20 protein-coding genes are annotated in these 22,398 nt (G+C 70.1%); 9 read left to right on the top strand and 11 right to left on the bottom strand.

From position 1 onward, the window contains the following. The first annotated feature begins 17 nt into the window (after window positions 1-17). Both AXK60_RS20075 and AXK60_RS20080 read left to right on the top strand, forming a co-directional pair. Entirely contained in the window at window positions 18-1,178 is a 1,161-nt protein-coding gene (locus tag AXK60_RS20075; protein WP_068573835.1) for a glycoside hydrolase family 3 N-terminal domain-containing protein, read from the top strand. A gap of 78 nt (window positions 1,179-1,256) precedes the next feature. Next, on the top strand, window positions 1,257-1,853 hold the full coding sequence (locus tag AXK60_RS20080; RefSeq protein ID WP_068573837.1) for a TetR/AcrR family transcriptional regulator: 597 nt from the start codon (window positions 1,257-1,259) through the stop codon (window positions 1,851-1,853). 217 nt (window positions 1,854-2,070) lie between these two features. Here AXK60_RS20080 and AXK60_RS20085 read toward each other — a convergent pair whose 3' ends face one another. Beyond that, window positions 2,071-2,901 carry an alpha/beta fold hydrolase gene (locus tag AXK60_RS20085; protein ID WP_068575255.1) on the bottom strand — a complete coding sequence of 277 codons (831 nt, stop codon included), beginning with the start codon at window positions 2,899-2,901 and terminating at the stop codon, window positions 2,071-2,073. On the opposite strand from AXK60_RS20085, the gene AXK60_RS20090 reads away from it, so the two are divergent. Next, entirely contained in the window at window positions 2,900-3,319 is a 420-nt protein-coding gene (locus tag AXK60_RS20090) for a MerR family DNA-binding transcriptional regulator (RefSeq protein WP_082778151.1), read from the top strand. The genes AXK60_RS20085 and AXK60_RS20090 overlap by 2 nt on opposite strands. A gap of 269 nt (window positions 3,320-3,588) precedes the next feature. Here the strand turns inward: AXK60_RS20090 and AXK60_RS20095 are convergent, their stop codons facing one another. Further along, a complete protein-coding gene (locus AXK60_RS20095) occupies window positions 3,589-4,485 on the bottom strand; it encodes a MaoC/PaaZ C-terminal domain-containing protein (RefSeq protein ID WP_068573841.1) in 897 nt (298 codons plus the stop codon). Window position 4,486: 1 nt separating this feature from the next. Beyond that, window positions 4,487-5,845, bottom strand: coding sequence for a 3-oxoacyl-ACP reductase (locus tag AXK60_RS20100; protein WP_068573843.1), 1,359 nt, complete (start codon window positions 5,843-5,845; stop codon window positions 4,487-4,489). A gap of 105 nt (window positions 5,846-5,950) precedes the next feature. Here AXK60_RS20100 and AXK60_RS20105 point away from each other — a divergent pair, with 105 nt between their 5' ends. From AXK60_RS20105 to AXK60_RS20115, 3 genes are read left to right on the top strand one after another with little or no spacing between them, the layout of a single operon-like run. Beyond that, window positions 5,951-7,234 (top strand): acetyl-CoA C-acetyltransferase, encoded by a 1,284-nt coding sequence (locus AXK60_RS20105; RefSeq protein WP_068573845.1) that lies wholly within the window; start codon window positions 5,951-5,953, stop codon window positions 7,232-7,234. Window positions 7,235-7,267: 33 nt separating this feature from the next. Continuing rightward, on the top strand, window positions 7,268-7,690 hold the full coding sequence (locus AXK60_RS20110; RefSeq protein ID WP_068573847.1) for a CoA-binding protein: 423 nt from the start codon (window positions 7,268-7,270) through the stop codon (window positions 7,688-7,690). Then, window positions 7,687-8,187, top strand: coding sequence for a hypothetical protein (locus tag AXK60_RS20115; protein WP_068573849.1), 501 nt, complete (start codon window positions 7,687-7,689; stop codon window positions 8,185-8,187). Before AXK60_RS20110 ends, AXK60_RS20115 begins: the two co-directional genes overlap by 4 nt. A 458-nt stretch (window positions 8,188-8,645) precedes the next feature. On the opposite strand, the gene AXK60_RS20120 is transcribed toward AXK60_RS20115, so the two are convergent. From AXK60_RS20120 to AXK60_RS20150, 7 genes are all read right to left on the bottom strand, one after another. Continuing rightward, the gene (locus tag AXK60_RS20120) at window positions 8,646-9,743 is read right to left on the bottom strand and encodes an acyltransferase family protein (protein ID WP_068573851.1); all 1,098 of its coding nucleotides are present in this window, start codon (window positions 9,741-9,743) and stop codon (window positions 8,646-8,648) included. 52 nt (window positions 9,744-9,795) lie between these two features. Then, window positions 9,796-11,754 (bottom strand): YhgE/Pip domain-containing protein, encoded by a 1,959-nt coding sequence (locus AXK60_RS20125; RefSeq protein ID WP_068575256.1) that lies wholly within the window; start codon window positions 11,752-11,754, stop codon window positions 9,796-9,798. Window positions 11,755-11,789: 35 nt separating this feature from the next. Then, a complete protein-coding gene (locus AXK60_RS20130) occupies window positions 11,790-12,458 on the bottom strand; it encodes a hypothetical protein (RefSeq protein ID WP_068573853.1) in 669 nt (222 codons plus the stop codon). A gap of 155 nt (window positions 12,459-12,613) precedes the next feature. After that, window positions 12,614-13,984 carry a hypothetical protein gene (locus tag AXK60_RS20135; protein ID WP_068573855.1) on the bottom strand — a complete coding sequence of 457 codons (1,371 nt, stop codon included), beginning with the start codon at window positions 13,982-13,984 and terminating at the stop codon, window positions 12,614-12,616. 270 nt (window positions 13,985-14,254) lie between these two features. Continuing rightward, on the bottom strand, window positions 14,255-16,087 hold the full coding sequence (locus AXK60_RS20140; RefSeq protein WP_068573858.1) for an acyl-CoA dehydrogenase: 1,833 nt from the start codon (window positions 16,085-16,087) through the stop codon (window positions 14,255-14,257). Window positions 16,088-16,199: 112 nt separating this feature from the next. Then, entirely contained in the window at window positions 16,200-16,802 is a 603-nt protein-coding gene (locus AXK60_RS20145; protein ID WP_068573860.1) for a class I SAM-dependent methyltransferase, read from the bottom strand. Continuing rightward, a complete protein-coding gene (locus AXK60_RS20150; protein ID WP_068573862.1) occupies window positions 16,799-17,569 on the bottom strand; it encodes a deoxyribonuclease IV in 771 nt (256 codons plus the stop codon). Before AXK60_RS20150 ends, AXK60_RS20145 begins: the two co-directional genes overlap by 4 nt. A 320-nt stretch (window positions 17,570-17,889) precedes the next feature. On the opposite strand from AXK60_RS20150, the gene AXK60_RS20155 reads away from it, so the two are divergent. Continuing rightward, entirely contained in the window at window positions 17,890-19,128 is a 1,239-nt protein-coding gene (locus AXK60_RS20155; protein ID WP_068573864.1) for an alpha/beta hydrolase, read from the top strand. Between the two features lie 204 nt (window positions 19,129-19,332). Here the strand turns inward: AXK60_RS20155 and AXK60_RS20160 are convergent, their stop codons facing one another. After that, window positions 19,333-20,883 (bottom strand): MFS transporter, encoded by a 1,551-nt coding sequence (locus tag AXK60_RS20160; RefSeq protein ID WP_068573866.1) that lies wholly within the window; start codon window positions 20,881-20,883, stop codon window positions 19,333-19,335. A gap of 102 nt (window positions 20,884-20,985) precedes the next feature. Here AXK60_RS20160 and AXK60_RS20165 point away from each other — a divergent pair, with 102 nt between their 5' ends. Then, complete coding sequence (locus AXK60_RS20165; protein ID WP_068573868.1) at window positions 20,986-21,534, top strand: TetR/AcrR family transcriptional regulator; 549 nt, start codon at window positions 20,986-20,988, stop codon at window positions 21,532-21,534. A gap of 54 nt (window positions 21,535-21,588) precedes the next feature. Then, complete coding sequence (locus AXK60_RS20170) at window positions 21,589-22,359, top strand: SDR family oxidoreductase (protein ID WP_068573870.1); 771 nt, start codon at window positions 21,589-21,591, stop codon at window positions 22,357-22,359. Window positions 22,360-22,398: the final 39 nt, after the last annotated feature.

Here is a 22,398-nt window from a genome sequence, read left to right on the forward strand (position 1 = left end):
CTGACACACTGATCCCGATGCGACTGAACCGGAATCTCACGATCGTGGTGATCGCCGCGGCCACGGTCGCCGCGTGCGGCACCTCCACGCCCGACGCGCCGTCGACGACCGCGACGGCCGCGCAGGCGGCGAGCTCGACGGCCTCCGCGGCACCGTCGGGCCCGGGACGCCCCGCGTCCTGTGGGACGGACTTCCTCGCGAAGATGACGGTGCGCGAGAAGGTCGGGCAGTTGCTCATGGTCGGGGTGAAGGACGCCGCCGACGCCCGCCGTGCCGTGCAGCAGGGCGTGGGCGGGGTGTTCATCGGTAGTTGGACCGACAAGGGCGTGTTCTCCAGCGGCACACTGCAATCGGTGGCGAAGGCGGGCAAGGTGCCGGCGATGGTGTCCGTCGACGAGGAGGGCGGCCGCGTCTCCCGGGTGCCCGGCGCGAACCTCGTCTCGGCGCGGGAGCTGGCGCGCACGATGACCGTCGCGCAGGCGCGGGCCGAGGGCGCGCGGGTCGGCAAGCTCATGAAGTCGATGGGCATCTCGGTCGACTTCGCGCCCGACGCCGATGTCTCCGCGCAGCCCGACGACTCCGTCATCGGTGACCGGTCGTACTCCAACGATCCCGCCGTGGTCACGAAGTACTCCCAGGCCTTCGCGGCCGGCCTGCGCGACGGCGGCGTGTACCCGGTGTTCAAGCACTTCCCGGGCCATGGCAGCTCGTCCGGCGACTCGCATCAGGGCGGCGTCAGCGTGCCGCCGCTGAGCAAGCTCAAGACCAAGGACCTCCTCCCGTTCCGCGCGGCGGCCGCGTCCGGCGACGCGGGGATCATGGTGGGCCACCTGACGGTGCCCGGGCTGACCGAGCCGGGCCTGCCCACCAGCCTGAGCCCCGCGACCATGCACCTGCTGCGCGGCGGAACCGGCTACGGTGCCAAGCCCTTCGACGGCCCGATCTTCACCGACGACCTGTCCGGCATGAAGGCGATCACCAACGAGTTCAGCGTGCCGCAGGCGGTGACGAAGGCGCTCCTCGCCGGGGCGGACATCGCGCTGTGGATCTCGACCGACCAGCTCGGTGCCGCGCTGGACGCGGTGGAGGCCGCCGTGAAGTCGGGGAAGCTCACGCGTCAACAGTTGGACGCCTCCGTGCTCCGCGTGGCCCGCGCCAAGCACGTCGTCACCTGCTGAAGTCCGCGGATTCTCCCGGAACTTACTTGCGGGTAACTTTGTGGGCTATTATCTGACTCGAGAGTAAGGAGGATGCCGATGGCCGGTGGAACGAAGCGTCTGCCCCGCGCGGTGCGCGAGCAGCAGATGCTGGACGCCGCCATCAAGGTGTTCTCGCGCAACGGGTTCTACGAGACGTCCATGGACGCCGTGGCCCGTGAAGCGCAGATCAGCAAGCCGATGCTGTACCTGTACTACGGGTCCAAGGACGAGCTGTTCGGCGCCTGCGTGACCCGCGAGGCGGGCAAGTTCATGCGCAGCATCGAGTTCGACGCGAGCCCCACGCTCCCGCCGCTGCAGCGCCTGCGCTCGGTGATCGCCGGTTTCCTCCAGTACGTCGACCAGAACCGCGACGCGTGGCGGGTGATGTACCGGGAGGCCACGGGTCAGGCCGCGTTCGCGGCGCTGTCGGAGACCAGTCGCGAGCGGGTGGTCGAGATGACGGCGGTGCTGCTCCGCGAGGCGGCGAAGTACGCCCCCGACGACACCGATTTCGAGCTCTACGCCGTGGCCCTGGTCGGCTCCGGTGAGGCGATCGCGGACCGTCTGGCCACCGGAAAGGTCGAGCTCGACCGGGCCGTCGAGATCATGACCTCGTTCCTCTGGGGCGGCATCCGCGGCGAGCGCCCGGAGTAGTTCGCCGACGGTGCGCTCGGGCTCGGCCGAGCGCGGGCGGGGCAGGGCGCGCGGGGACCGCGTAGGACCTGTGGTCGTTCCCAGTAGTCATGCGCCCCGCGCATGCCCCATGAAATCGCAGGTCAGAGTGCATTTTGCGGAGCCAGGCTATGCGTTGCGCGCATACCCTCGTCGATCGAGAGCTTGCGAGGGCTGGACGGGGCCGGAGGCTGGAGTGTCATAGGCGCGGAGCGGATCCGCGCTCGGGCGCCATGCGATCGATCCAATCGCCGACCGCCGCCCGCACCGGCGCCGGACGGTCGATGTGCACGTTATGGCCCGCGCGATCGATGAGGAGCATCGACATTCGGTCGTAGTGCTCCAGTAGGCGGAGCTGGTCGACGAAACCGACGACGGAGTCCTGGCGCGCAGTGACGAGCAAAGACGGTGCGCTCAGTGGTTCCGAGAGAAGTGTCTCGGGCTCGGCGGCGAAGGAGAAGTCGGCCCAGATCCGCGCAGCGACAGTGCGGTCGTAGGTCCGCAGACCCGGCAGGACGGCATCGCGATACCGTTCCCAGTTGTCCCGCGTCAGGTCGACGGCCATCTCCGCGTACGCTGCGCGGTCCTCGCCGGACAGTTCCTCCAACAGCGACGTGTCCTCGTCGAATCGGCTGGGCGCCGGGCGGTCGCGTTCTGCGAGCGGGACCACGGAGGGGACGATGAGGCACATCCCGAGGATCCGGTCCGGCATCGAGCACGCGATGCGCCGAGCGAGGGCACCGCCGAGCGAGTTGCCCACGACAGCGAAAGGCTCTGTGCCGAAACGCTCGCCGATGTAGTCCTCGACGGCCCTACCGAGGGCGTCCGCACCGTCGACCTCAGGTCCGGCGGGGCTGGCGCCGAAGCCGGGCAGGTCGATGTAGTGTCTCCGCCACGAATGCGACGAACGTGCGAATACGTCGTCCAGGGGGAGCAGAATCCGGTGGTCGACAGTGAAACCGTGGATGAGGAGAACGGGTGTGCCGTCGTCGTCGCCGATAATGCGGTCGTGAATCGCTGTGATCGTCATGCGGCGATCGTTGAACATTCCGGCTAGCGTCAAGGTCAAGACCGAAGGGGCGGAAGTGAAGATCGGTGAGTTCGCGAGGCTGACGGGGATCACCGAGCGCAGTCTCCGGCACTACGAGGAGGCGGGCCTCCTCGTCCCGGACCGATCGGCCAACGGCTACCGGGACTACGCCGTCGAGCTCGCCGAAAGAGCCGGGGACATCCGCGATCTCGTGTCTGCGGGGGTTCCAGTGCGGCTGGTCGCCGACATCATCGATGCCGCGTCCGACGCGGGCGGCATCTCTGCAGCTCATCTCGATCCGGACGCCAAGCGGGCCGTTGAGGACGAGTGGGAACGCATGTGCAGGTGCGTCGAGTGCATCGCGGTCCGGCGCGATGCACTGCGGCGCTATCTCGACGGGGCGTCCGCCGACGGGTGAGCGGGGTATGCGTTGAGCGCATGACTCTGATCGTCGAAATGGTGTTTGACCTGCAGTGTTTCAGGACATGCGTCGGGCGCATAGGTTGTCGGAACGACACATGACTCTTTCGCGCCCGCCTGATCACCCCCTACGCGCCGGCCCAGCCGATCCCCCCGGACCTCCTGCCCCCCCGGAACGCACAGTGCCCCGCCTGGCCGAAGCCGGGCGGGGCACCGTGAGCGCCGGGAGCGAGCGAGCGGGCTCGCTCGGCACCGTCGAACAGCGGACTACAGCGGGGTGACGGTGGCCGTCACGTGCGGGAAGCCCTTCTTGAGGTCCTTCGCCACGATCTCGGTCCCGCCGGTGGCCTCGTCACGCGAGACGTACATGCCGATCCGCGCCGGCAGGATCACCGGCTTGCCGAAGCGCACGTGGTGCACCACCGCGTCGGGGATGTGTCCCTCGACCACGCGCAGCATCGCCGCGGCGGTCCAGGCGCCATGCGCGATCGACGACGGGAAGCCGAAGGCCTTGCCGCCCAGGGGCGACATGTGGATCGGGTTCCGGTCGCCGCTCACGCCCGCGTACTGCCGGATCAGCGAGCCGTTCACGGACAGCAGCGCGTCGGGGGCGCCGGGGCGGCCCTCCTTGGGTGCGCTGCCGCGGGCACCGTCGCCACCTGACAGCGACGTGCGCTGCTGGATGAGCATCGTCGACACCTCGGACGCGACCGATGCGCCGGACGCATCGGTGAACTCCGTTGTGAAGTCGATGAGCATGCCTTTGCGGTGCTCCCGCAGGTTGCCCACCGACGTCCGCAGCGTCAGCGACTCGCCCGGCACCACGCGGCGCCGCCGCGTCAGCGTGTTCTCCACGTGCACGGAACCCACTGCGGCGGCGGGGAAGTCGTCGGCCAGGAACAGATCCATGATGAGCGGGAAGGACAGCACGTAGAGGTACATCACCGGCACCTCGCCGGTGTTGCGCAGCCCCACGACCTCGCAGTACTCGCCGACCCGCGCGGGATCGACGTCGACGGTGAGCTCGACGGTCCGGTCCGGCAGGGCGGTCTCGGGCTTGAGGGGGCCCTGCTTGCCGACGACCGGCAGGATGCCGCGCAGCCCGCGGGTGAGCACGGACAGGCTCGACGGCGGCGCCTGCAGCACGGTCACGTTCTTGGCCATGTCAGGCTCCCAGCAGGCTCTGACCGCAGACGCGCACGACGTTGCCGGTCACGGCGGCCGAGGACGGCGCCGCGAAGTAGGAGATGGTCTCCGCGACGTCAACGGTCTGGCCGCCCTGCTGCAGCGAGTTCATCAGACGGCCGGCCTGGCGCGTGGCCAGTGGGATCGCCGCGGTCATCGCGGTCTCGATGAAGCCGGGGGCCACCGCGTTGATGGTGATGTTCTTCTTCGCGAGCACCGGGGTGTAGGCGTCGACGAGGCCGATGACGCCGGCCTTGGTCGCGCCGTAATTGGTCTGGCCACGGTTACCGGCGATCCCGGCGATCGAGGAGACGTCGACGACCGCGCCGCCCTCGTTCAGTGCGTCCTCGGCGAGCAGGGCGTCGACCAGCTGCTTCGGGGCCTTGAGGTTGACGGCCATGACCGAGTTCCAGCGGCCCTCGTCCATGTTGGCGAGCAGCTTGTCGCGGGTGATGCCGGCATTGTTGACGATGATGTCGAGGCCGTTGTGGCGCGACTTCACCAGCTCGGCGATCTTCTTACCCGCGTCCTCGGCGGTCACGTCGAGCGGCAGCGCGGTGCCGCCGACCTTGTTCGCGACCGCGCACAGCGCCTCACCGGCGGCGGGGATGTCGGCGGCGATGACGTGCGCACCGTCGCGCGAGAGAACCTCGGCGATGGTCGCGCCGATGCCGCGGGCGGCGCCGGTGACCAGGGCGACCTTGCCGGCGAGCGGCTTGTCCCAGTCTGCGGGGGCGGTCGCGTCCTTGTCGGTGACGCGGATGACCTGCGCGTCGACGTAGGCCGACTTGCCGGACAGGAGGAAGCGCAGCGTCGAGGCCAGACCCGAGGCGCCGGTCGCGGCGTCCGGGTGGACGTACACGAGCTGGGCGGTGGCACCGTCGCGCAGCTCCTTGGCGACCGAGCGGGTGAAGCCCTCGAGGGCGCGCTGGACGATGTGCTCGTCCAGATCCTCGACCAGCTCCGGCGTGGTGCCGAGCACCACGAGGCGGGCGCTGTTGCCCAGCGAGCGCATCTGCGGGGCGAAGAACTCGTACAGGCCGACCAGCTCGTCGATCGAGGTGATGCCGGTGGCGTCGAAGACCGCGCCGCCCAGCTTCTCGGCGCCGCGGGCGCCGCCGTTGTTGACGACGAGGTCGTAGTCCGCGAGCAGCTCGCGGACGGGCTCGACGAGGCGGCCCTTGCCGCCGAGGAGGACGGGGCCGGCGAGCGCGGGCTTGCCGGCCTGGTAGCGACGCAGGACCGGCGGCTGCGGCAGGCCGAGGCGGCTGGCCAGGAAGGAGCCGGGGCCCGACTTCACGAAGGCCGCGTAGAAGTCCGTGCTGGGTGCATCAGGCATGTGAGGTACCTCATCCGTGTGGGGTTCCGATAGGCTATCGACAAGCAACTTACTCCAGAGTAAGAATACTCGGTAGTAGCAACCCTCGATCACAGGGAGAAACCCGTGGCAAACATCGAAACCCGCCCGGTCGCCATCCTCGGCGGAAACCGGATCCCCTTCGCCCGCTCGGACCGCGCGTACGCGAAGGCCAGCAACCAGGACATGTTCACCGCCGCGCTCAATGGTCTCGTGAGCCGGTTCAACCTGCAGGGCGAGCAGCTGGGCGCGGTCGTCGGCGGCGCCGTGCTCAAGCACAGCCGCGACTTCAACCTGATCCGCGAGTCGGTGCTCGGCAGCCCGCTCTCGCCGTACACCCCCGCCTTCGACGTGCAGCAGGCCTGCGCCACCGGCCTGCAGGCGATCAACGCCGCGGCCCAGGGCATCCAGCTCGGCCGCTACGACGCGGCCATCGGCGGCGGCGTCGACACCACCTCCGACGCGCCGATCGGCGTCTCCGAGGGCATGCGCAAGGTGATGCTCGAGCTCAACCGAGCGTCGAGCACCGTCGACCGCCTCAAGCTGGTCGGCAAGCTCCCGGCCAACCTGGGCATCGACATTCCGCGCAACGGCGAGCCGCGCACCGGCATGTCGATGGGCGAGCACGCCGCCATCACGTCCAAGGAGTTCGGCGTCTCGCGCGCCGAGCAGGACGAGCTGGCCTACCTCAGCCACACGAACATGGCCGCCGCGTACGACCGCGGCTTCTTCGAGGACCTGATCACCCCGTACCTCGGCCTCACCCGCGACGACAACCTGCGCCCCGGCAGCACCGTCGAGAAGCTCTCGACGCTCAAGCCCGTCTTCGGCGTCTCGCTGGGCGACGCGACCATGACGGCCGGCAACTCGACGCCCCTCACGGACGGCGCGTCGACGGTGCTGCTGTCCTCCGACGAGTGGGCCGCCGAGCGCGGTCTTCCGGTGCTCGCGTACCTCAAGGACGTCGAGTACTCCGCCGTGGACTACGTCGGCGGCAAGGACGGCCTGCTCATGGCGCCGACCTACGCGGTGCCGAAGCTGTTGGCGCGCAACGGCCTCACGCTGCAGGACTTCGACTTCTACGAGATCCACGAGGCCTTCGCCTCCGTGGTGCTCGCGACGCTGCAGGCCTGGGAGTCGCCCGAGTACTGCAAGGACCGCCTGGGTCTCGACAAGCCGCTCGGCTCGATCGACCGGTCCAAGCTCAACGTGAACGGCTCGTCGCTGGCGGCCGGCCACCCGTTCGCCGCGACCGGCGGCCGCATCGTGGCCTCCGCCGCGAAGCAGATCAAGGAGAACGGCGGCGGTCGTGCGCTGATCTCCATCTGCGCCGCCGGCGGCCAGGGCATCACCGCCATCATCGAGGGCTGATGTAGCGGGCCCCGGCCGCCTACAGTGGTGGGTATGAGCACGACGGACGACGTGGTCGAGAAGATCCTTCGCGACTACGACACCATCACGGTGGTCGGGGCCAGCGCGGATCCGGCGAAGGCGGCGCACGACGTGCCCGCCTACATGCAGCACCGGGGCTGGCGCATCATCCCGGTGAACCCGCACGCCGACGAGATCCTGGGCGAAAAGGTGTACCGCACACTGGCGGACGTCCCTGAACAGGTCGGGCTGGTCGATGTGTTCCGGCCCTCGGAGTTCACACCGGACATCGCCCGGCAGGCCGTGGCCGCGGGTGCGACCGCGCTGTGGTTGCAGTTGCGGATCCGCTCGGCGGAGGCCCGCGAGATCGCGGAATCCGCCGGGCTGCTGTACGTCGAGGATCGTTGTCTGATCATCGAGCAGCGGCGTACGCAGATCTCCCGGAGGACGGCATGAGCGTCGGTGTCGTGATAGTCCTCGTGATCGCGGTGGTCGCGGTGCTCACGCTGGTCGGAGTCCTCTGGTTCGTCCGCGACTCCAACAAGCGCATCCGGACCTTCGCCCGGTCCTCCGATCTCGTTCCCGGCCGACCCGGTCGCGCGCCGGCCGAATGGGCCGATTCGACTGCGCCGGAGGCGCTTCTGCACCAGCGGGTCCGCTACGCGATCGCCGACGTGCATCGCGGCGCCGTCGCCCCCGCGGTCCCGCCGCCCGCGGACTCGGCCGTACACGGGCCCGAGTCCGACCTCGCCGCGCTCGACGACGCCGTCTTCGGCCTCGACGACGAGATCATCGCCGCGGCGCAGCTGTCCGGAGAGGAGCGCGCGGCGGTGTTGGGGGAGTTGGAGCCCAAGGTCGCGGCGCTCGAATCGTTGACCGGGAAGCTCTGGGACGCGCCGTCCGCCCGCCGCCGCGAGCTGATCGATGCGACGACGAGTGCGCTTCGCCGATGATTGGTGCGGTGGATTCCGTCGCCTGCGGAGTGATGAGTGTTTTCCCGAAGGGGTATACGCGCGGCGTATAGGGGTGAATTCGCAGGTCAGGGCCGTATTGTTCAGTGTGGGGTATGCATTCGGTGCATACCCCATGGCCATCGCGTGGCACCTGTTCGTCGCCGTCCCTCCACCTCGGCCGCCCGCCGATTCGTTCCCGTGTCGTGGCGGCTCAGGATGTCGGGCTCCGGTGAGGGAGAGGCGTCGGCCACGCTCCCCGTGATCGCGCAGGACCCGACATTCTGAGCGGCCCTACCGCGGTCCGTCCCGAGAAAGGGGTGCGGCGCGCCGCGTGCGCCACGCGAGGGTATGCAGGAGACGCATACCCCTCTTCAGGATAAATGGGCTCTGACCTGCGAAAATGTGGGGTATGCGTCGCACGCATACCTTGTCGGACCGGTTACCTGTCTTCCGAAGACCTACCGCGCGGACGCCCGGGCCCGCAGTCTCTCCACCGCGCGGCTGAGCACCCAGGCCAGCGGCACGGTCACCAGGGAGGTCACCGCGACGATCGTCCACGTCGAGCCCTGGAACAGCGAGTAGTGCAGCACGTTGAGCACGACGACGTCCATCGCGATCACGTGGATCAGGAAGTACTCGTAGCTGATCGACCCCAGCCACACCATCGGCCGCGAGCCGAGCACACCCGGCCGGCCGTCGGCGAAGGCCGCCACCAGCAGTCCGCCGATCAGCGCCTCGAGCAGGTACTTCGTCACGCCCTGCGCGGTCGTGGGCAACCTCAGGTCGAGCGGGCCGGCGGCCGGGGTGAGCAGCACCGCGAAGGCCGCCGCCGCAGCCAGCAGCAGACCCCACCGCGCCCACCGCTCCCACGACGCCGCCCGCACCCGGTCGATCACCAGCGCGACGATGATCCCGGCGGCGAAGGCTGCGGCGTACGCGGGCGGCCAGGTGCGGGTGGTCTTGCCGAACACGTTCGTCTCGATGACCAGCACCAGCCACCCGACGGACAGCGCCACCATCGCCGCGGGCACGATCCACGCCCGCGGCCCGCAGCGGACGATCGCCGCCCCCAGCAGCGGCAGCACCAGGTAGAACGCGAACTCGACGCACATGCTCCACATCTGCGAGAGCCCCGTGTGCACGTACCCGACCCCGTAGATCTGGGTGAAGGTCATGTGCCGCACATACCCGACCCAGCCCTGGCCGTGGGTGGAACCGTCGGGCCGCCACAGGTAGATCACGTAGACGACGGTGACCACGGTCCAGTAGGCGGGCAGGATCCGCCACGCGCGATGGACCGCGTACCGCCGCAGGTCGGGCCCAGCAGTGCCCGCCCCGTCGCGCCCGCCGCCCCGTCGTCCGGCAGTACCGCAGCGCACCGTCGACCGTGCCGCCGCGACCCACGGCCGCACCAGCAGGAACCCGGACAGGGCGAAGAACACCGGCACCGCGGCCTGCAGCCGGGAATAGGCGGCTCCCCAGAGGTCGGGGGTGTAGTCGCCCGCCCAGAACGCGGCGTGGGTGACGCACACGGCGAACGCCGCGACCGCCCGCAAACCGGTGAGGGCGGGGAACTGCTGGGAGCGGGGAGCGGTGTCGATACGCGGTTCAGATCTTGATCGCGGGCATGAGCCGGTCGAGGTTCCACAGTCGGTTGCGCCGCGCGGACAGACACGAGACGGTGATCGACGCGACCCAGATGAACAGCATCACCCCGATGGCGACCCAGAGCCGGTGGTCGATGCCGCCGAGCACGAGTTGCCGAAGGCCGTTGACGCCGTAGGTCATCGGGTCGTACTTGTGTAGCACCTGGAAGGGTCTGGCGGTGGTCTCCACCGGATACATGCCGCCGGAGCTCACCAACTGCAGCATGAGCAGCGCCATGATGAGAACGCGTCCGACCGCCGGCCCGACCAGTGCGTTCACCGCCTGGGTGAACGCGATGAAGGCGAGCGAGACGCCCATCATGAAGAACACCATCGCGATCGGATGCGCGACTTCCAAACCCAGCGCGAACCGCACCACGCAGTACAGGATCACCGCCTGGCACAGGCCGATCGCGGCGGCCGGGAGGTAACTGGCCATCACCACCCGGATCGCCAGCACCTCTGCGGCGATCGCGCGGTTCTGCAAGGGACGGAACACCATCCACAGGACCAGTGCGCCGAAGAACAGCGCCAACGTGAGGAAGAAGGGCGCCATGCCCGAGCCGAAGTTCGGTGCGCGGTTCTCGTGCGACGCGTCCAGCTGGACCGGCCCGCCGATCGTCTCGGCGACCTGGGAGGCCTGCTGGTCCGTCCACTTCGGGACGGAGCCCGCGCCCTCGTGCAGCTTGGTCGCCAGCTCGCGGCTGCCGGTGCGCAACTGCCCCGTCCCGTCCGAGAGCTTGCCGGCACCGTCGGACAGCTGGGTGATGCCGTCGTCGAGCGTGGCGTTCCCGGCGGCGAGCTGCGCCGCGCCGGAGCGCAGCTGCGTGATCTTCGCGGTGAGGTCGGTGCCGGTGGCGCCCACCTGCCCGAGCATCGTCGCCAGAGGACTGCCGGGGGTGCGGAGCTGCTCGGTGAGGGTGGCGGCGGCGGACGATGCGGCGACGACCTGCTGCTTCGCGGTGGCGGGTACCGAGGCCTGCGCGAGTTGGGCCCGCACCGCCCGCAGGCCCTCCGCGGCCTGCCGGGCAGCCGGATCGGGGCTGGCGGTGAGCTGCTTGATGGCGGCGTCGATGCCGGCCAGCATCGTGTCCTGCGCCTTGATGAACACCCCGGCCTTATCGGCGGCGTCGGCGAGTGCGGTGGCGCTCTGCTGGAGTTGCGCGGTGTTCCCGCCCAACCCGGACAACGCCCTCGTGATGGCGAGGATCGGGTCGGTGGCCTGGTTGATGCCGTCGGAGAGCTGCTGTGATCCGGTCCGCAGCTGCGCCGAACCGGTCTTCGCGGTGGTCAGGCCCGTGGCGAGCTGTTTGGCACCGTCGTCGGCGGTGTCGAGACCGTCCGCGAGTTTGCCGGCACCGTCCGCGGCCTGTTCGATGCCCGCGCCCGCGGAGATGACCATCGACAGGACCTGATTGACCGCCTGCCCGGAGATCCGCGTGGACACCGCGTTGAGGACCTGCGCCATCGCCGACTGGCCGATGGTCGAGCTGACGTAGTTGTTGGCGTCGTTGTAGACCGCGCGCAGCTGCGCCTTCTCCGGCTTGCCGGACATGGGCGAGGCGATGGCGGAGGAGAAGTTCTCCGGCAGCTCGAGCATGAAGTAGTAGGTGCCGTCCTTGACGCCCTTCGCGGCCTCCGCCGGGGAGACGATGTGCCAGTCGAGGCTCTTGTCGTCCGCGAGCGACTTCTCCACCTCGGCGCCCGCGTTGATCTTCTGGCCCTTGACCTCGGTGCCCTTGTCGGCGTTGACCAGCGCGACCGGCATCTTGTTGACGTGGCCGAAGGGGTCCCAGAACGCCCACAGGTACAGCGCGCCGTAGACGAGCGGCAGCAGCATGATCACGACGATCGCCGCGCGCGTCAGCCGGCTGCGGCCGAAGCGCTTGATCTCGGAACCGAAGGCCAGTCCGGCGACGATGGGAATGAGGCGGCTCTTCTTCTCGGACAAGAGAATCAGTCCTTCCGGGTCAGGGCGCGTCGGTCGTGCAGGGTGTGCTGGGGCGCGATGCCGCCGAGGGGGTTGGTCACCCCGACGATCACGGTGTACTGCTCGGCGATCGCCCCCAGCCGCTGCACGGCGTCGGCGCGACCGGGGTTGTCGCGGACCTGCTCGAGGTCGCCGACGATGAGGATCGGGTGATTGCTGAGCAGGGCCAGGGTGATCCGCAGCAGGAACAGCTGCAGGTCCGTCAGCTCGACGATGCGCGTCCGCGGCCCGGGACGGTCGAGGTCGCCGAACACGCGGTCCATCTCCAGCCGCCCGGCGCTCAGCGGCACCATCGAGTACCAGGGCGCGAGCCAGCGCCGCTGCTCGGCCAGCACGGTCTCGACGGTGACCGACTCGTCCAGGTCGTCGATGCCCTCGAACGCCGCGACGGCGCACTTCTTGCGGATCGCGCCGGGGCTCCTCGCGCCCAGGGCGTCGACGGTGCCGTGCGTGGGCTTGAGGCGCCCGGCCAGCGTCAGGAGCAGTGCGTTCTGGTCCGGCCCGGCCGGCATCTGCACGGCGTGCAGGCCGCGGTCGAACTCCAGGTCGATGCCGCGGAACAGTGGCCCGTGCTCCCCGTCGACACCGAGGTCCTGCGCCGCGAGCACGACGTCGGTGGGGCGTGTTTCGTCCATGGGGCTCGGCTCTCCGTCGGTCGGGCGCGGGTCGTTACGCAGTTTACGGACCGGGGCGGACCGCGGAGACGGAAGCATGGGTGGTGCCGGGTGTAGATGGCGGAGGGCACCGCCGGGACGGTTCCCGACGGTGCCCTGTTCGCTGTGCCGTGCGGCTACTCGTTGCCGCCGGCGGGGGTGTTGCCCGAAGTGGTCTCCGGTCCTGTGACGCCGCCGTCGGTGCTGATCGACGTCGTGGTCGTCGTGGTCGTGTCGGACGTGGTCGTGGTCGGCGCGTCCTTCGGGGTCGACGGGGTGTTCGTGACCACCTCGCGCGTTGTCGCGGTGTGGTCGCCGCTCACGACGGGCATCGACGAGCTGGAACCGCTGCCGCCCAGGGTGACCTGGTTGTTGGTCGTGACGGTGGTGTCCGTCGTGGATGTGACCTCGCTGGGGTCGGTCGGGTCGTTCTTGTTCTGGACGGACGTGGTCTTGGTGGTGGTCGTGCCACCCGTCACGTTGCCGCCCACACCGTTGACGCCGTTGCGGTCGACGGTGCCCCCGTCGAGCGACCCGCCGACGTTGATCTTCCCGACCGGTGCCAGGTCGATCGTCTCCGCGCGGACCGAGCCCGACGGTGCGGTCCACTTCGAGTCCGCGCCGTTCAGGACGAGCGAGCCGGTGTTGAGCCCACCGGTCAGCGTGCCGTAGCCGGTGGCGGCGAACTTCGCTGGGCCGTCCCAGGTCTCGTTGCTCAGTGCGGGGCCGGTGAGGGTGATCTTCCCGGTCGCCTTGTCGAAAACGATGGAACCCGTGCTCAGACCGAAGTCGGCGCTGCCGGTCTTGCCGAAGTCGGGGCCGCCGTAGATCTTCGGGCCGGAGAGCTGCAGGCCGTCGTCGTCCAGGCTGAAGTACGGCAGGTGGAAGCCGGAGTCGCCCTTGACCAGGCCCTTGATCTCGCCGTTCACCCAGGTCTGCTGGTAGTTCTCACCGATGTTGAAGCCGCCGTTGCCGATGTTCAGCACGGGGAAGCTGAGGAAGCCTGCGCCCTTCACGATGCCGGTGGGGTCGGCGAAGTCGCTGACGTACAGCACAGGCGCACCGCCCGTGCCGCCGACATCGCCCCAGGACCAGCCCGCGCCGCCGAGGTACGAGCCGGCGATGCCCGTGTACCCGCCTTCGACGGAGGTCTCGGCGTCCGTCGCGGTGCTGCCCAGGCGGAGGTTCCCGATCACCGGGACGGTCACGCCGTTCGCGGTGGTGACCTTGATGACGTCGGCGAGGACGGGGATGCCGTTGTAGGTGGCGACGACCTGCGCGACACCCTTCTCGCCCTGCTTGAGCGCGTTCGACGCGGCGGCGGTGGCGGCCTGGAGCAGCTTGCCGTAGCCCTGCTCGGCCGCGGACGCACCGGGGATGGTGTCGGCGGCCTGCGCGGTGGCGCCGCCCGCGACGGTGATCGATGCGACGGCCGCGACCGCCGACGTGGCGACGCCGGCGCGCTTCGCGGCCCGCGTGAGTGCGGTGGGTGCGGAATGACGACCCATTCTAATGACCTCCGGTAATTAGCCTGTGCCCCAATGGCTTTCGGGCTGTTTGAGGAGATCTTCGCACCTGGGGCTGACAAGTACGGAATCAAAAGGGCCGGTCCCGGCGATATTCATCCGTTCGGATGACAGACGACGGGGCCGCGCCGATGCGAACGCGTGCCAGGCGCTCCGGGCGCGGGCGGCGCACCGTCGGACCCGGGAACGGGAGAGGGCGCCCCGACCGGTGGTCGGAGCGCCCTCGAGGTGCTCCGTGTTACGGAGCGACGATCAGAACGCGGCCTCGTCGAGGTCCATCGCCTGGTTGTCGACGGCCGCGACGACGTCCTTGACGGAGGTCAGCAGCGGCAGCATGTTGGCGGCGAAGAACTTCGCGACGCCGACCTTGCCCTCGTAGAAGGACTTGTCGGCACCGGAGGCGCCGCCGTCGATCGCGGCCTGCGCGATGACGGCCTGGTGCAGCAGGCGCCAGCCGATCATCAGGTCGCCGAAGGCCATCAGGAAGCGCACGGAGCCGAGGCCCACCTTGTACAGCTCCGAGGGCTCCTGCTGCGAGGCGAGCGCGAAACCGGTGAGCGTGGCGGCCATGGCCTGCACGTCCTCGGCGGCGGTCTTGAGCAGGGCGACATCGGCGGCGAAGGCGCCACCGGCGTTGGCCTCGATGAACGCGGTGATCTGGCCGGCGAGGTGGCCGAGCGCGGCGCCGCGGTCACGGAGGATCTTGCGGAAGAAGAAGTCCTGCGCCTGGATGGCGGTGGTGCCCTCGTAGAGCGAGTCGATCTTCGAGTCGCGGACGTACTGCTCGATCGGGTAGTCCTGCAGGAAGCCGGAGCCGCCGAAGGTCTGCAGCGACTCGGTGCCGAGCAGCGTGAAGGCACGCTCGGAGCCGACGCCCTTGACGATCGGGAGCAGCAGGTCGTTGACCTTGAACGCCATCTCCTCGTCGGCGCCCGACACGGGGGTCGCGGTGCGGACGTCCTGGTGCGCGGCGGTGTACAGGTACACGGCGCGCAGGCCCTCGGCGTAGGCCTTCTGCGTGAGCAGCGAGCGGCGCACGTCCGGGTGGTGCGTGATGGTCACGCGCGGCGCGGTCTTGTCGGCCATCTGGGTCAGGTCGGCGCCCTGGACGCGCTGCTTGGCGTAGTCGAGCGCGTTGAGGTAGCCGGTCGAGAGGGTTCCGATGGCCTTGGTGCCGACCATCATGCGGGCGTGTTCGATGACCTTGAACATCTGCGCGATGCCCTTGATCTCCTCGCCCACGAGCCAGCCCTTGGCGGGCTTGCCGTGGCCACCGAAGGTGACCTCGCAGGTGGTGGAGGTCTTGATACCCATCTTGTGCTCGACGCCGGTGACGTAGACGCCGTTCTCCTCGCCGAGGTTGCCCTGCTCGTCGAAGTGGTGCTTCGGCACGAAGTACAGGCCCAGGCCCTTGGTGCCCGGCGCGCCGCCCTCGGGGCGGGCGAGCACCAGGTGGAAGGTGGACTCGAACATGCCGTCCATGACCGCCGAGGTGATGAAGCGCTTCACGCCCTCGATGTGCCAGGAGCCGTCCTCCTGCTTGATGGCCTTGGTGCGGCCGGCGCCCACGTCCGAGCCGGCGTCCGGCTCGGTGAGCACCATGGTGGCGTTCCAGTTGCGCTCGGCGGCGATCTTCGCCCACTTCTTCTGCTCGTCGGTGCCCTCGTCGTGCAGGATCTGCGCGAAGCCGGGGCCGGCGGCGAACATGAAGACGGGCGGGTTGGCGCCGAGGAACATCTCGCCGATGCCCCAGTACAGCGAGCGGGGCACGTCGGTGCCACCCAGCTCGTCGTCGAGGCCGAGGTACGCCCAGCCACCGTCGGCGAACTGCGCCTGCGACTTCTTGAAGGCCTCGTTGATCTTCACCTCGTGGGTGGCCGGGTCGAAGACCGGCGGGTTGCGGTCGGCCTCGGCGAAGGACTCGGCGATGGGGCCCTCGGCCTGACGGGCCGCCTCGCGCAGCATCTCCTTGGCGGTGTCCTCGTCGAGGTCGCCGTACGCACCGGAAGCCAGCACCTCGCCGACGCCGAGATCCTCGAAGAGGTTGAACTCGATGTCGCGGACGTTGCTCTTGTAATGGCCCATGGGGCTGTTCCACCTTCTCAGATCAGGCTGTCGGACTGTTACCTGCCGGTAAGTTACCGCTCGGTAATATCTATAGAATAACGCGCGCGCCGCGTGCGAACAAGTGCAAGCACTACGCGGGCTCGATCGCGTCGGCCCGTCGTCGGCGCGCGCGAACGGCCAGGTCAGTGCCGGTGCCGTGGTACGGATCACTCTCCCGCCATTCCACGTGCTCCACCACCATGTCCTCGGGTAGTGCCTCGGAGACCTCTGCGGCGCCGAAGACGGGCAGGCCGGGGTGCGAATCCGCCTTCTCGTGCGCGAGCAGCAGGAGCAGTCCGCCGGGCGCGAGGGCCGCCGCGGCGCGGGCGATCGCCGCCGCCCGGTGCTCGGGGTCGGGATGCACGTACGCCCACACCACGAGGTCGTAGGGCCGGTCCGGGATCTCCTCGGCCGTGATGTCGAGCGGGGTCCAGTGCAGCCGGGCGCGGACGGTGCGCGGCGACCGGGCCGCCACGGTGGCCGCCTTGTCGAGGCCGACGCGCGAGTAGTCGATCGCCGTCACGTCCCAGGCGCGGGTCGCGAGCCACAGCGCGTGTCGCCCCTCGCCGGTGCCCACGTCGAGGGCGCGGCCGGGCGGCAGGATCGTGACCTGCTCGACGATCCACGGGTCCGGCGGGGCGCCCCAGACCAGTTCGCTGGAGCGGTAGCGATCATCCCAGTCGGTGGAGTTCACGCGAGCGCCTCCTTGAGGTAGGCGACGTCGTCGGCGAGACCGTCGGCGGGGGTCTCGAGGATGATCGGGGCGCCGGCGGCGCGGGCCACATCGGCGAGCAGGTCGGGGTCGATGGTGCCGTCCTGCAGGTTGGCGTGGCGGTCCCGCGCGGAGTCGAACTCGTCGCGGGAGTTGTTGAGGTGCACCAGGTCGATGCGCCCCGTGATCGCCATGACCCGTTCGACGATGCCCAGCAGGTCCTCGCCGCCGGCCCACGCGTGGCAGGTGTCGAGGCAGAACCCCGCGCCCTGGTCGCCGACGGCGTCCCACAGCCGGTCGATGGCCTCGAGCTGGCGGGCGATCGCGCCCTCGCCGCCGGCGGTGTTCTCGATGAGGATGGGTACGCCGAAGCCGCCCTTCTCCGCCTGGCGCGTGAACAGCTTGCGCCAGTTCGCGATCCCCTCCTCGAGCGCCTCGCCCTCGCGGAGGTGACCGCCGTGCACGACGAGCCCGAACGCGCCGAGGTCCGCGGCCGCCTGCGCCTGCAGGGCGACGGCATTGCGGCTGGGCATGCGCAGCCGGTTGTTGAGGCTGGCGACGTTGATCCGGTACGCGGAGTGCACCACGATCTCCAGCGGCGACGCCTTCAGCGCCTCCGTCTGCGGGTGCGGTTGCGGTTTGTCGAAGGACTGCGGATCCTGCACGAACATCTGGATCACGTCCACGCCGAGCTTCTCGGCCGTCTCGACGGGGTGGGTGTCACTGCGGACATGGGCACCGATTCGCATGCGTCCAGAGTAGTGCTTCGACGGTGCTGCTGTTCGGAGTGGGCGGTGTTGCTCCGCGAGGTGATGCGCCGCGCGCATACCTGTTGTATCCCCAGGTAGGAGCGATGTTTCGGGGGATGGGTATGCACCCGGCGTATTGCCCTCCTCGCGCGGGCGCTGCGGGCGAATCGGGTGCGGATGCCTTCCCGCACCCGTTCTGCCCGGCGTCGCCGGCCGCCGTCGTACCCGCCCGTGTGGAGGACCGCGGTCCTGTGGATGACGGGCCGGTTCGGGCGCCTTCGCGCGGCCACCGGGTCCGACGGTGCGCCTAGCGTGACGCCATGGTGGTCATCGGGGAGACGGCGTGGCGGGGGACGGCCGCCGATGCGTACGCGGGGTGGGCGGCGCGCGAGGGCGGGGCGCTTCGCGAGTTGGCGGTGGCGATCGAGCTCGCCGAGCGCGAGATCCTTGCGGGCGGAGGAGGACTCGCGGAGCGCCTCGCCGCGATCGATCTGCCCGCGGCGCCGGCGCTCGACGGTGCGGACGCGGCCCGGTCACCGGAGTCGGAGGGTGGTGAGCGGTGGGGGCCGGGCCGGGCGGAGATCGACCAGGTGGCTCTCGGCGCACCGTCGTTGCCCGTTCCGCGACCGGGCCGCCCGAGGTCCGCCGCGCGGCGCGACGAGGAGAACCGGGCGCGGCTCGCAGCCGACCTGCGGGCCCTTCGCGGGAAGCGGCGGAGCCGCGCCGAACGGGCCGAGCTCGAGATGCTCGAGCGGCTGTCCGCGCGGCTCGCGGAGCTGGACCGGACGGGGCGGACCGTGCAGCTCTTCGACTACGACCCCACGGCGTTCGGCGGGGACGGCATCGCGGTCGTCGCCATCGGCGACCTCGACACCGCGCAGAACGTGGGGGTCGTGGTGCCGGGGATGGGCACCACCGCGGCGTCGATCGGGGACGTGAGCGCGAACGCGGTGCATCTGTACGACGCGGCGGCCCGTGCGGACCCGGCCCGGTCGACGGCGACGGTGGCCTGGATCGGGTACGACGCACCGTCGGGCAGGGCGAGCCCGTTCGAGGTGCGCAACCGGGCCGCTGCCAGGCAGGGCGCGTTCCGGCTGCAGGACGACCTGCGGGACATCGCGGCGCTGCGCGCGGTCGCGGACGCGCGGGTCGTGGTGTTCGGCCACAGCTACGGTTCCACGACGACTGCGCTCGCCGGGGCGGACGGGGCGCTCGCGGGCACCGTCGACGCGATGGTGCTGGTGGGCTCGCCGGGCGTCGGGTCGGTGGGATCCACGGCGGAACTGGGTGTGCCGGTGTTCGTGGCGCGGCATCCGGACGATCCCGTGCCGTTGATCGGTCGCACCGACGGCGTATTGGGGTCCGTGCGCAGGCTGCTGGGGGTCGAGGTGGGGCTGGGAGCGGACCCGTCGGCGCCGTCCTTCGGCGCCACGCCGCTACCGGTCGACGGTGCGCGGGGGTTCGGCCTGGCGGCGCACTCCGGCTACTTCGCGGAGGGATCACGATCGCTCGACGCGTTCGCGGCGGTGTTGACAGGAGGGAGCGATCGTGCCCGGTGACATCGATCCAGACGCAGTGGATCTGGAGGCGCTGCGCCGGGCCGCGGCGCGCTGGGAGGAGGAGGCGGATCGGCTCCGCGCGGCGGCCCGCGCGTGGACCGCGCGGGCCGGGCCGCCGGGCGTCGCGGACTTCGCCGCGCGGGCGGGCGCGACGCTCGCGGCCCACGCGGAGGTCGCGAGCGTCGCGGCGTCGCGGCTGCGCGACTACTGCGCCGCGGTGCGCTCGGCCGACGAGGAGGGCTCGCGCAGTGTGCGGTGCGCGATCCAGGCCGCGACCAGCATGAGCCCCACGCCGATCGCGGACGTCACCGTGACGCCGGCGTCGAACGCATGACCGGCCGAGTCGATCAGCGCCGCAGCGGTATCCGCGGGCAGCTGCGCGGCCGTGTGGTGCGCTCCGGCCAGTGTTTCGGCGGCGGTGTCCGCCTGCGCGCCGGTCACCCCCGCGGGGAGCACGAGATTGGCGGCGTACGCACCGGCGAGGATCGAGCCGAGCACCGCGGTGCCCAGTACGGAGCCCAGCTCGTACGCCGTCTCGGACACCGCCGACGCCGCGCCGGCCTTCTCCGCGGGGACCGACGAGACGATCATGTCGTTCGAGAGCGTCTCCGCGGCACCGATTCCCACGCCGAGCATCGCGAACGCGATGAGCACGGCGAGCGTCGACTCGGGCGAGGCGAACGCGGCGACCACGGCGTACGCCGCGGCGGAGGCGAGCATGCCCCAGACCACCACGGTCGACGGCGCGATCCATCGCACGGCGCGCACCACGTACAGCCCGGCGACCATCATGGTGATCAGGCCCGGGACCAGTGCCCAGCCGGCGTCCATCGGGCTCATCCCGACCACCAGCTGCAGGTGCTGGCTGACGAAGAACATGAAGCCGACCAGCGAGAACACGCTGAGCAGATTCACGGCGACGGCGCCGGAGAAGCGGCGGTTCGTGAACAGCCGGACGTCGAGCATGGGGTCCGGACGGTGGAGCTGGCGGCGGATGAACAGCGCGGTCGCGACCACGCCCACGGCGAGCGGCAGGACGACCGACAGCACGTCGCCACCCTTGGCGAGGCTCTTGACGGCGTACACGATCGGGGTGAGCGCGAGCAGCGACAGTGCGATCGACACCGGGTCGATGCGGCCCGGGTTCGGGTCGCGCGACTCGGGCACGAAGATCGGGGCCAGCACGAGCAGCAGGATCAGCACCGGCACGGCCATGAGGAACACCGAGCCCCACCAGAAGTGCTCGAGGAGGAAGCCGCCCACGATCGGGCCCAGCGCCGCGCCGGCGGCGAAGAAGGACGCCCACACCGCGATGGCCAGCCGCCGCTGCTGCGGATCGGCGAAGATGTTGCGCAGCAACGAGAGCGTCGACGGCATGAGCATGGCGCCGAAGAAGCCGAGGCCGGCGCGGGCGGCGATGAGTGCCACCGCGGTGGGGGAGTAGGCGGCCACCACCGACATCGCGGCGAACCCGGTCGCGCCGAGGAGCAGCAGCCGCCGGCGTCCGAACCGGTCACCGAGGCTGCCCATCGAGACCAGCAGGCCGGCCAGCACCAGCGGGTAGACGTCGATGATCCACAACTGCTGGGCCGCGGTGGGGCCGAGCGTCGCGGCGATCGACGGCAGCGCGAAGCCGAGCACGGTGCCGTCGATGGAGACCAGCAGCACCGGCAGCATGAGGACCGCGAGCGCGCCCCAATCGCGCACCGTGGCGCGTGGGGGCGCGGGCGTGGCGGGGGAGACGACGGCGGTCATGGAGCACTTCCTGGGGATTCGGCGGGTCGATTCCCTGTTACTGTACCAGCCGGACGGTATAGAAACGAGCGTCGTCGATCGTGCGGGACCTAGAATCGATGTGTGCCACCCCCACCGACCGCGCGCGCCAAGCTGCTGGAGTCCTTCGTCCGCATCCTGATCGAGCAGGGTGAGCGGGCCGCGACCCTCGAGGCCGTCGCCGCCGACGCCGGCGTGAGTAAGGGCGGGCTCCTATACCACTTCGGTTCCAAGGACGCCCTGGTCGAGGGGCTGGTGGCCCGGCTCGACCGGCTCGTCGCGGAGGACGTCGAGCTCATGGCCGCGGCCCCGGAGGGCGCGGTCGAGTACTACGTGCGCACGTCCGTCTTCGCCGATACCCCGCTCGACCGCGCGATCGTCGCGGTCTTCCGCCTCAGCCAGGGGGCGAACGCGCGCGCCCAGCAGGCGGCCCGCGGCATGCAGGATCAGTGGCTGCGCACGCTCCGCGAGCAGGTTCCGGATGAGGCGACCGCCCGCGCGGTGCTCCTCCTCGGCGACGGCCTCTACTACAACGCGGCCCTCACCGGCGGGCATGCGACGGTGACCGAGGCTCAGCTCGACGCGCTCGTCGAGCGGGTCCGGCTCATGGTCGCCGCTCACGCCGCTAATTGAGTGATGTTCAGTAGAGTCTTGACCGCCGCCTGACCAGCGGGTAGGTTTGGGGTCATGCCTTCCATCTTCATCTCCGGCGGTGCCTCGGGCATCGGCCGCGCCACGGCCCTGCGCTTCCTGTCAGAGGGGTGGACGGTGGGCGTCTACGACGTCAACGAGGTCGCCCTCGCCGACCTGAGGTCGGCGCATCCGGAGATCGTGACCGGCACGCTCGACGTCACCGACTACGACCAGTGGGAGGCCGCGCTCGCGGACTTCACGCAGCACACCGGCGGCGGCCTGACGGTTCTCGACAACAACGCGGGCGTCCTGTTCAGTGGCGACCTCGACGAGATCACGCCGCAACAGATCAAGCTGCAGATCGACATCGACGCGCTCGGCGTCACCTACGGCGCGAAAGCCGCGCTCCCCTACCTGAAGGACCAGCCGGGTGCACACCTGGTGAACATCAGCTCCGCCTCGGCGATCTACGGCCAGCCGGGTATCGCGACCTACAGTGCCGCCAAATTCTACGTCGCCGGCTTCACCGAGGCGCTGGAGCTGGAGTGGGAGAAGCACGGCATCCGGGTCGTCGCGATCTGGCCGCTGTGGGCGAAGACGGCGCTCGCCGAGACCGACGCCAAGAGCACGCGGACCCTCGGCGTGAACATCACCCCGGAAGAGGTGGCCGAGCAGGTGTGGCACTCCGTGCACCCGTCGATCCGGGTGCCCTTCCTGCCGCGAGTCCACTATTCCGTCGGAACCTTGACCACACTGCTGTCCAATTCGAGTAAATTCGCACCGAGGTCGGTCGTGCGCCTGATCAACCAGATCACCAGTCAGTAGCACCCCCGGCTGCATTCCCCATCCGAGAAGGAGTCTCCA

This window comes from Tsukamurella pseudospumae (genome assembly GCF_001575195.1).
In the GTDB taxonomy this organism is placed as follows: Bacteria; Actinomycetota; Actinomycetes; order Mycobacteriales; family Mycobacteriaceae; genus Tsukamurella; species Tsukamurella pseudospumae.

Coding starts and splice junctions, on each gene's coding strand:
- AXK60_RS20075 (WP_068573835.1), top strand. CDS start 18: ATGCGACTGAACCGGAATCTCACGATCGTGGTGATCGCCGCGGCCACG.
- AXK60_RS20080 (WP_068573837.1), top strand. CDS start 1,257: ATGGCCGGTGGAACGAAGCGTCTGCCCCGCGCGGTGCGCGAGCAGCAG.
- AXK60_RS20090 (WP_082778151.1), top strand. CDS start 2,900: ATGCGGCGATCGTTGAACATTCCGGCTAGCGTCAAGGTCAAGACCGAA.
- AXK60_RS20085 (WP_068575255.1), bottom strand. CDS start 2,901: ATGACGATCACAGCGATTCACGACCGCATTATCGGCGACGACGACGGC.
- AXK60_RS20095 (WP_068573841.1), bottom strand. CDS start 4,485: ATGGCCAAGAACGTGACCGTGCTGCAGGCGCCGCCGTCGAGCCTGTCC.
- AXK60_RS20100 (WP_068573843.1), bottom strand. CDS start 5,845: ATGCCTGATGCACCCAGCACGGACTTCTACGCGGCCTTCGTGAAGTCG.
- AXK60_RS20110 (WP_068573847.1), top strand. CDS start 7,268: ATGAGCACGACGGACGACGTGGTCGAGAAGATCCTTCGCGACTACGAC.
- AXK60_RS20115 (WP_068573849.1), top strand. CDS start 7,687: ATGAGCGTCGGTGTCGTGATAGTCCTCGTGATCGCGGTGGTCGCGGTG.
- AXK60_RS20130 (WP_068573853.1), bottom strand. CDS start 12,458: ATGGACGAAACACGCCCCACCGACGTCGTGCTCGCGGCGCAGGACCTC.
- AXK60_RS20135 (WP_068573855.1), bottom strand. CDS start 13,984: ATGGGTCGTCATTCCGCACCCACCGCACTCACGCGGGCCGCGAAGCGC.
- AXK60_RS20140 (WP_068573858.1), bottom strand. CDS start 16,087: ATGGGCCATTACAAGAGCAACGTCCGCGACATCGAGTTCAACCTCTTC.
- AXK60_RS20150 (WP_068573862.1), bottom strand. CDS start 17,569: ATGCGAATCGGTGCCCATGTCCGCAGTGACACCCACCCCGTCGAGACG.
- AXK60_RS20155 (WP_068573864.1), top strand. CDS start 17,890: ATGGTGGTCATCGGGGAGACGGCGTGGCGGGGGACGGCCGCCGATGCG.
- AXK60_RS20160 (WP_068573866.1), bottom strand. CDS start 20,883: ATGACCGCCGTCGTCTCCCCCGCCACGCCCGCGCCCCCACGCGCCACG.
- AXK60_RS20170 (WP_068573870.1), top strand. CDS start 21,589: ATGCCTTCCATCTTCATCTCCGGCGGTGCCTCGGGCATCGGCCGCGCC.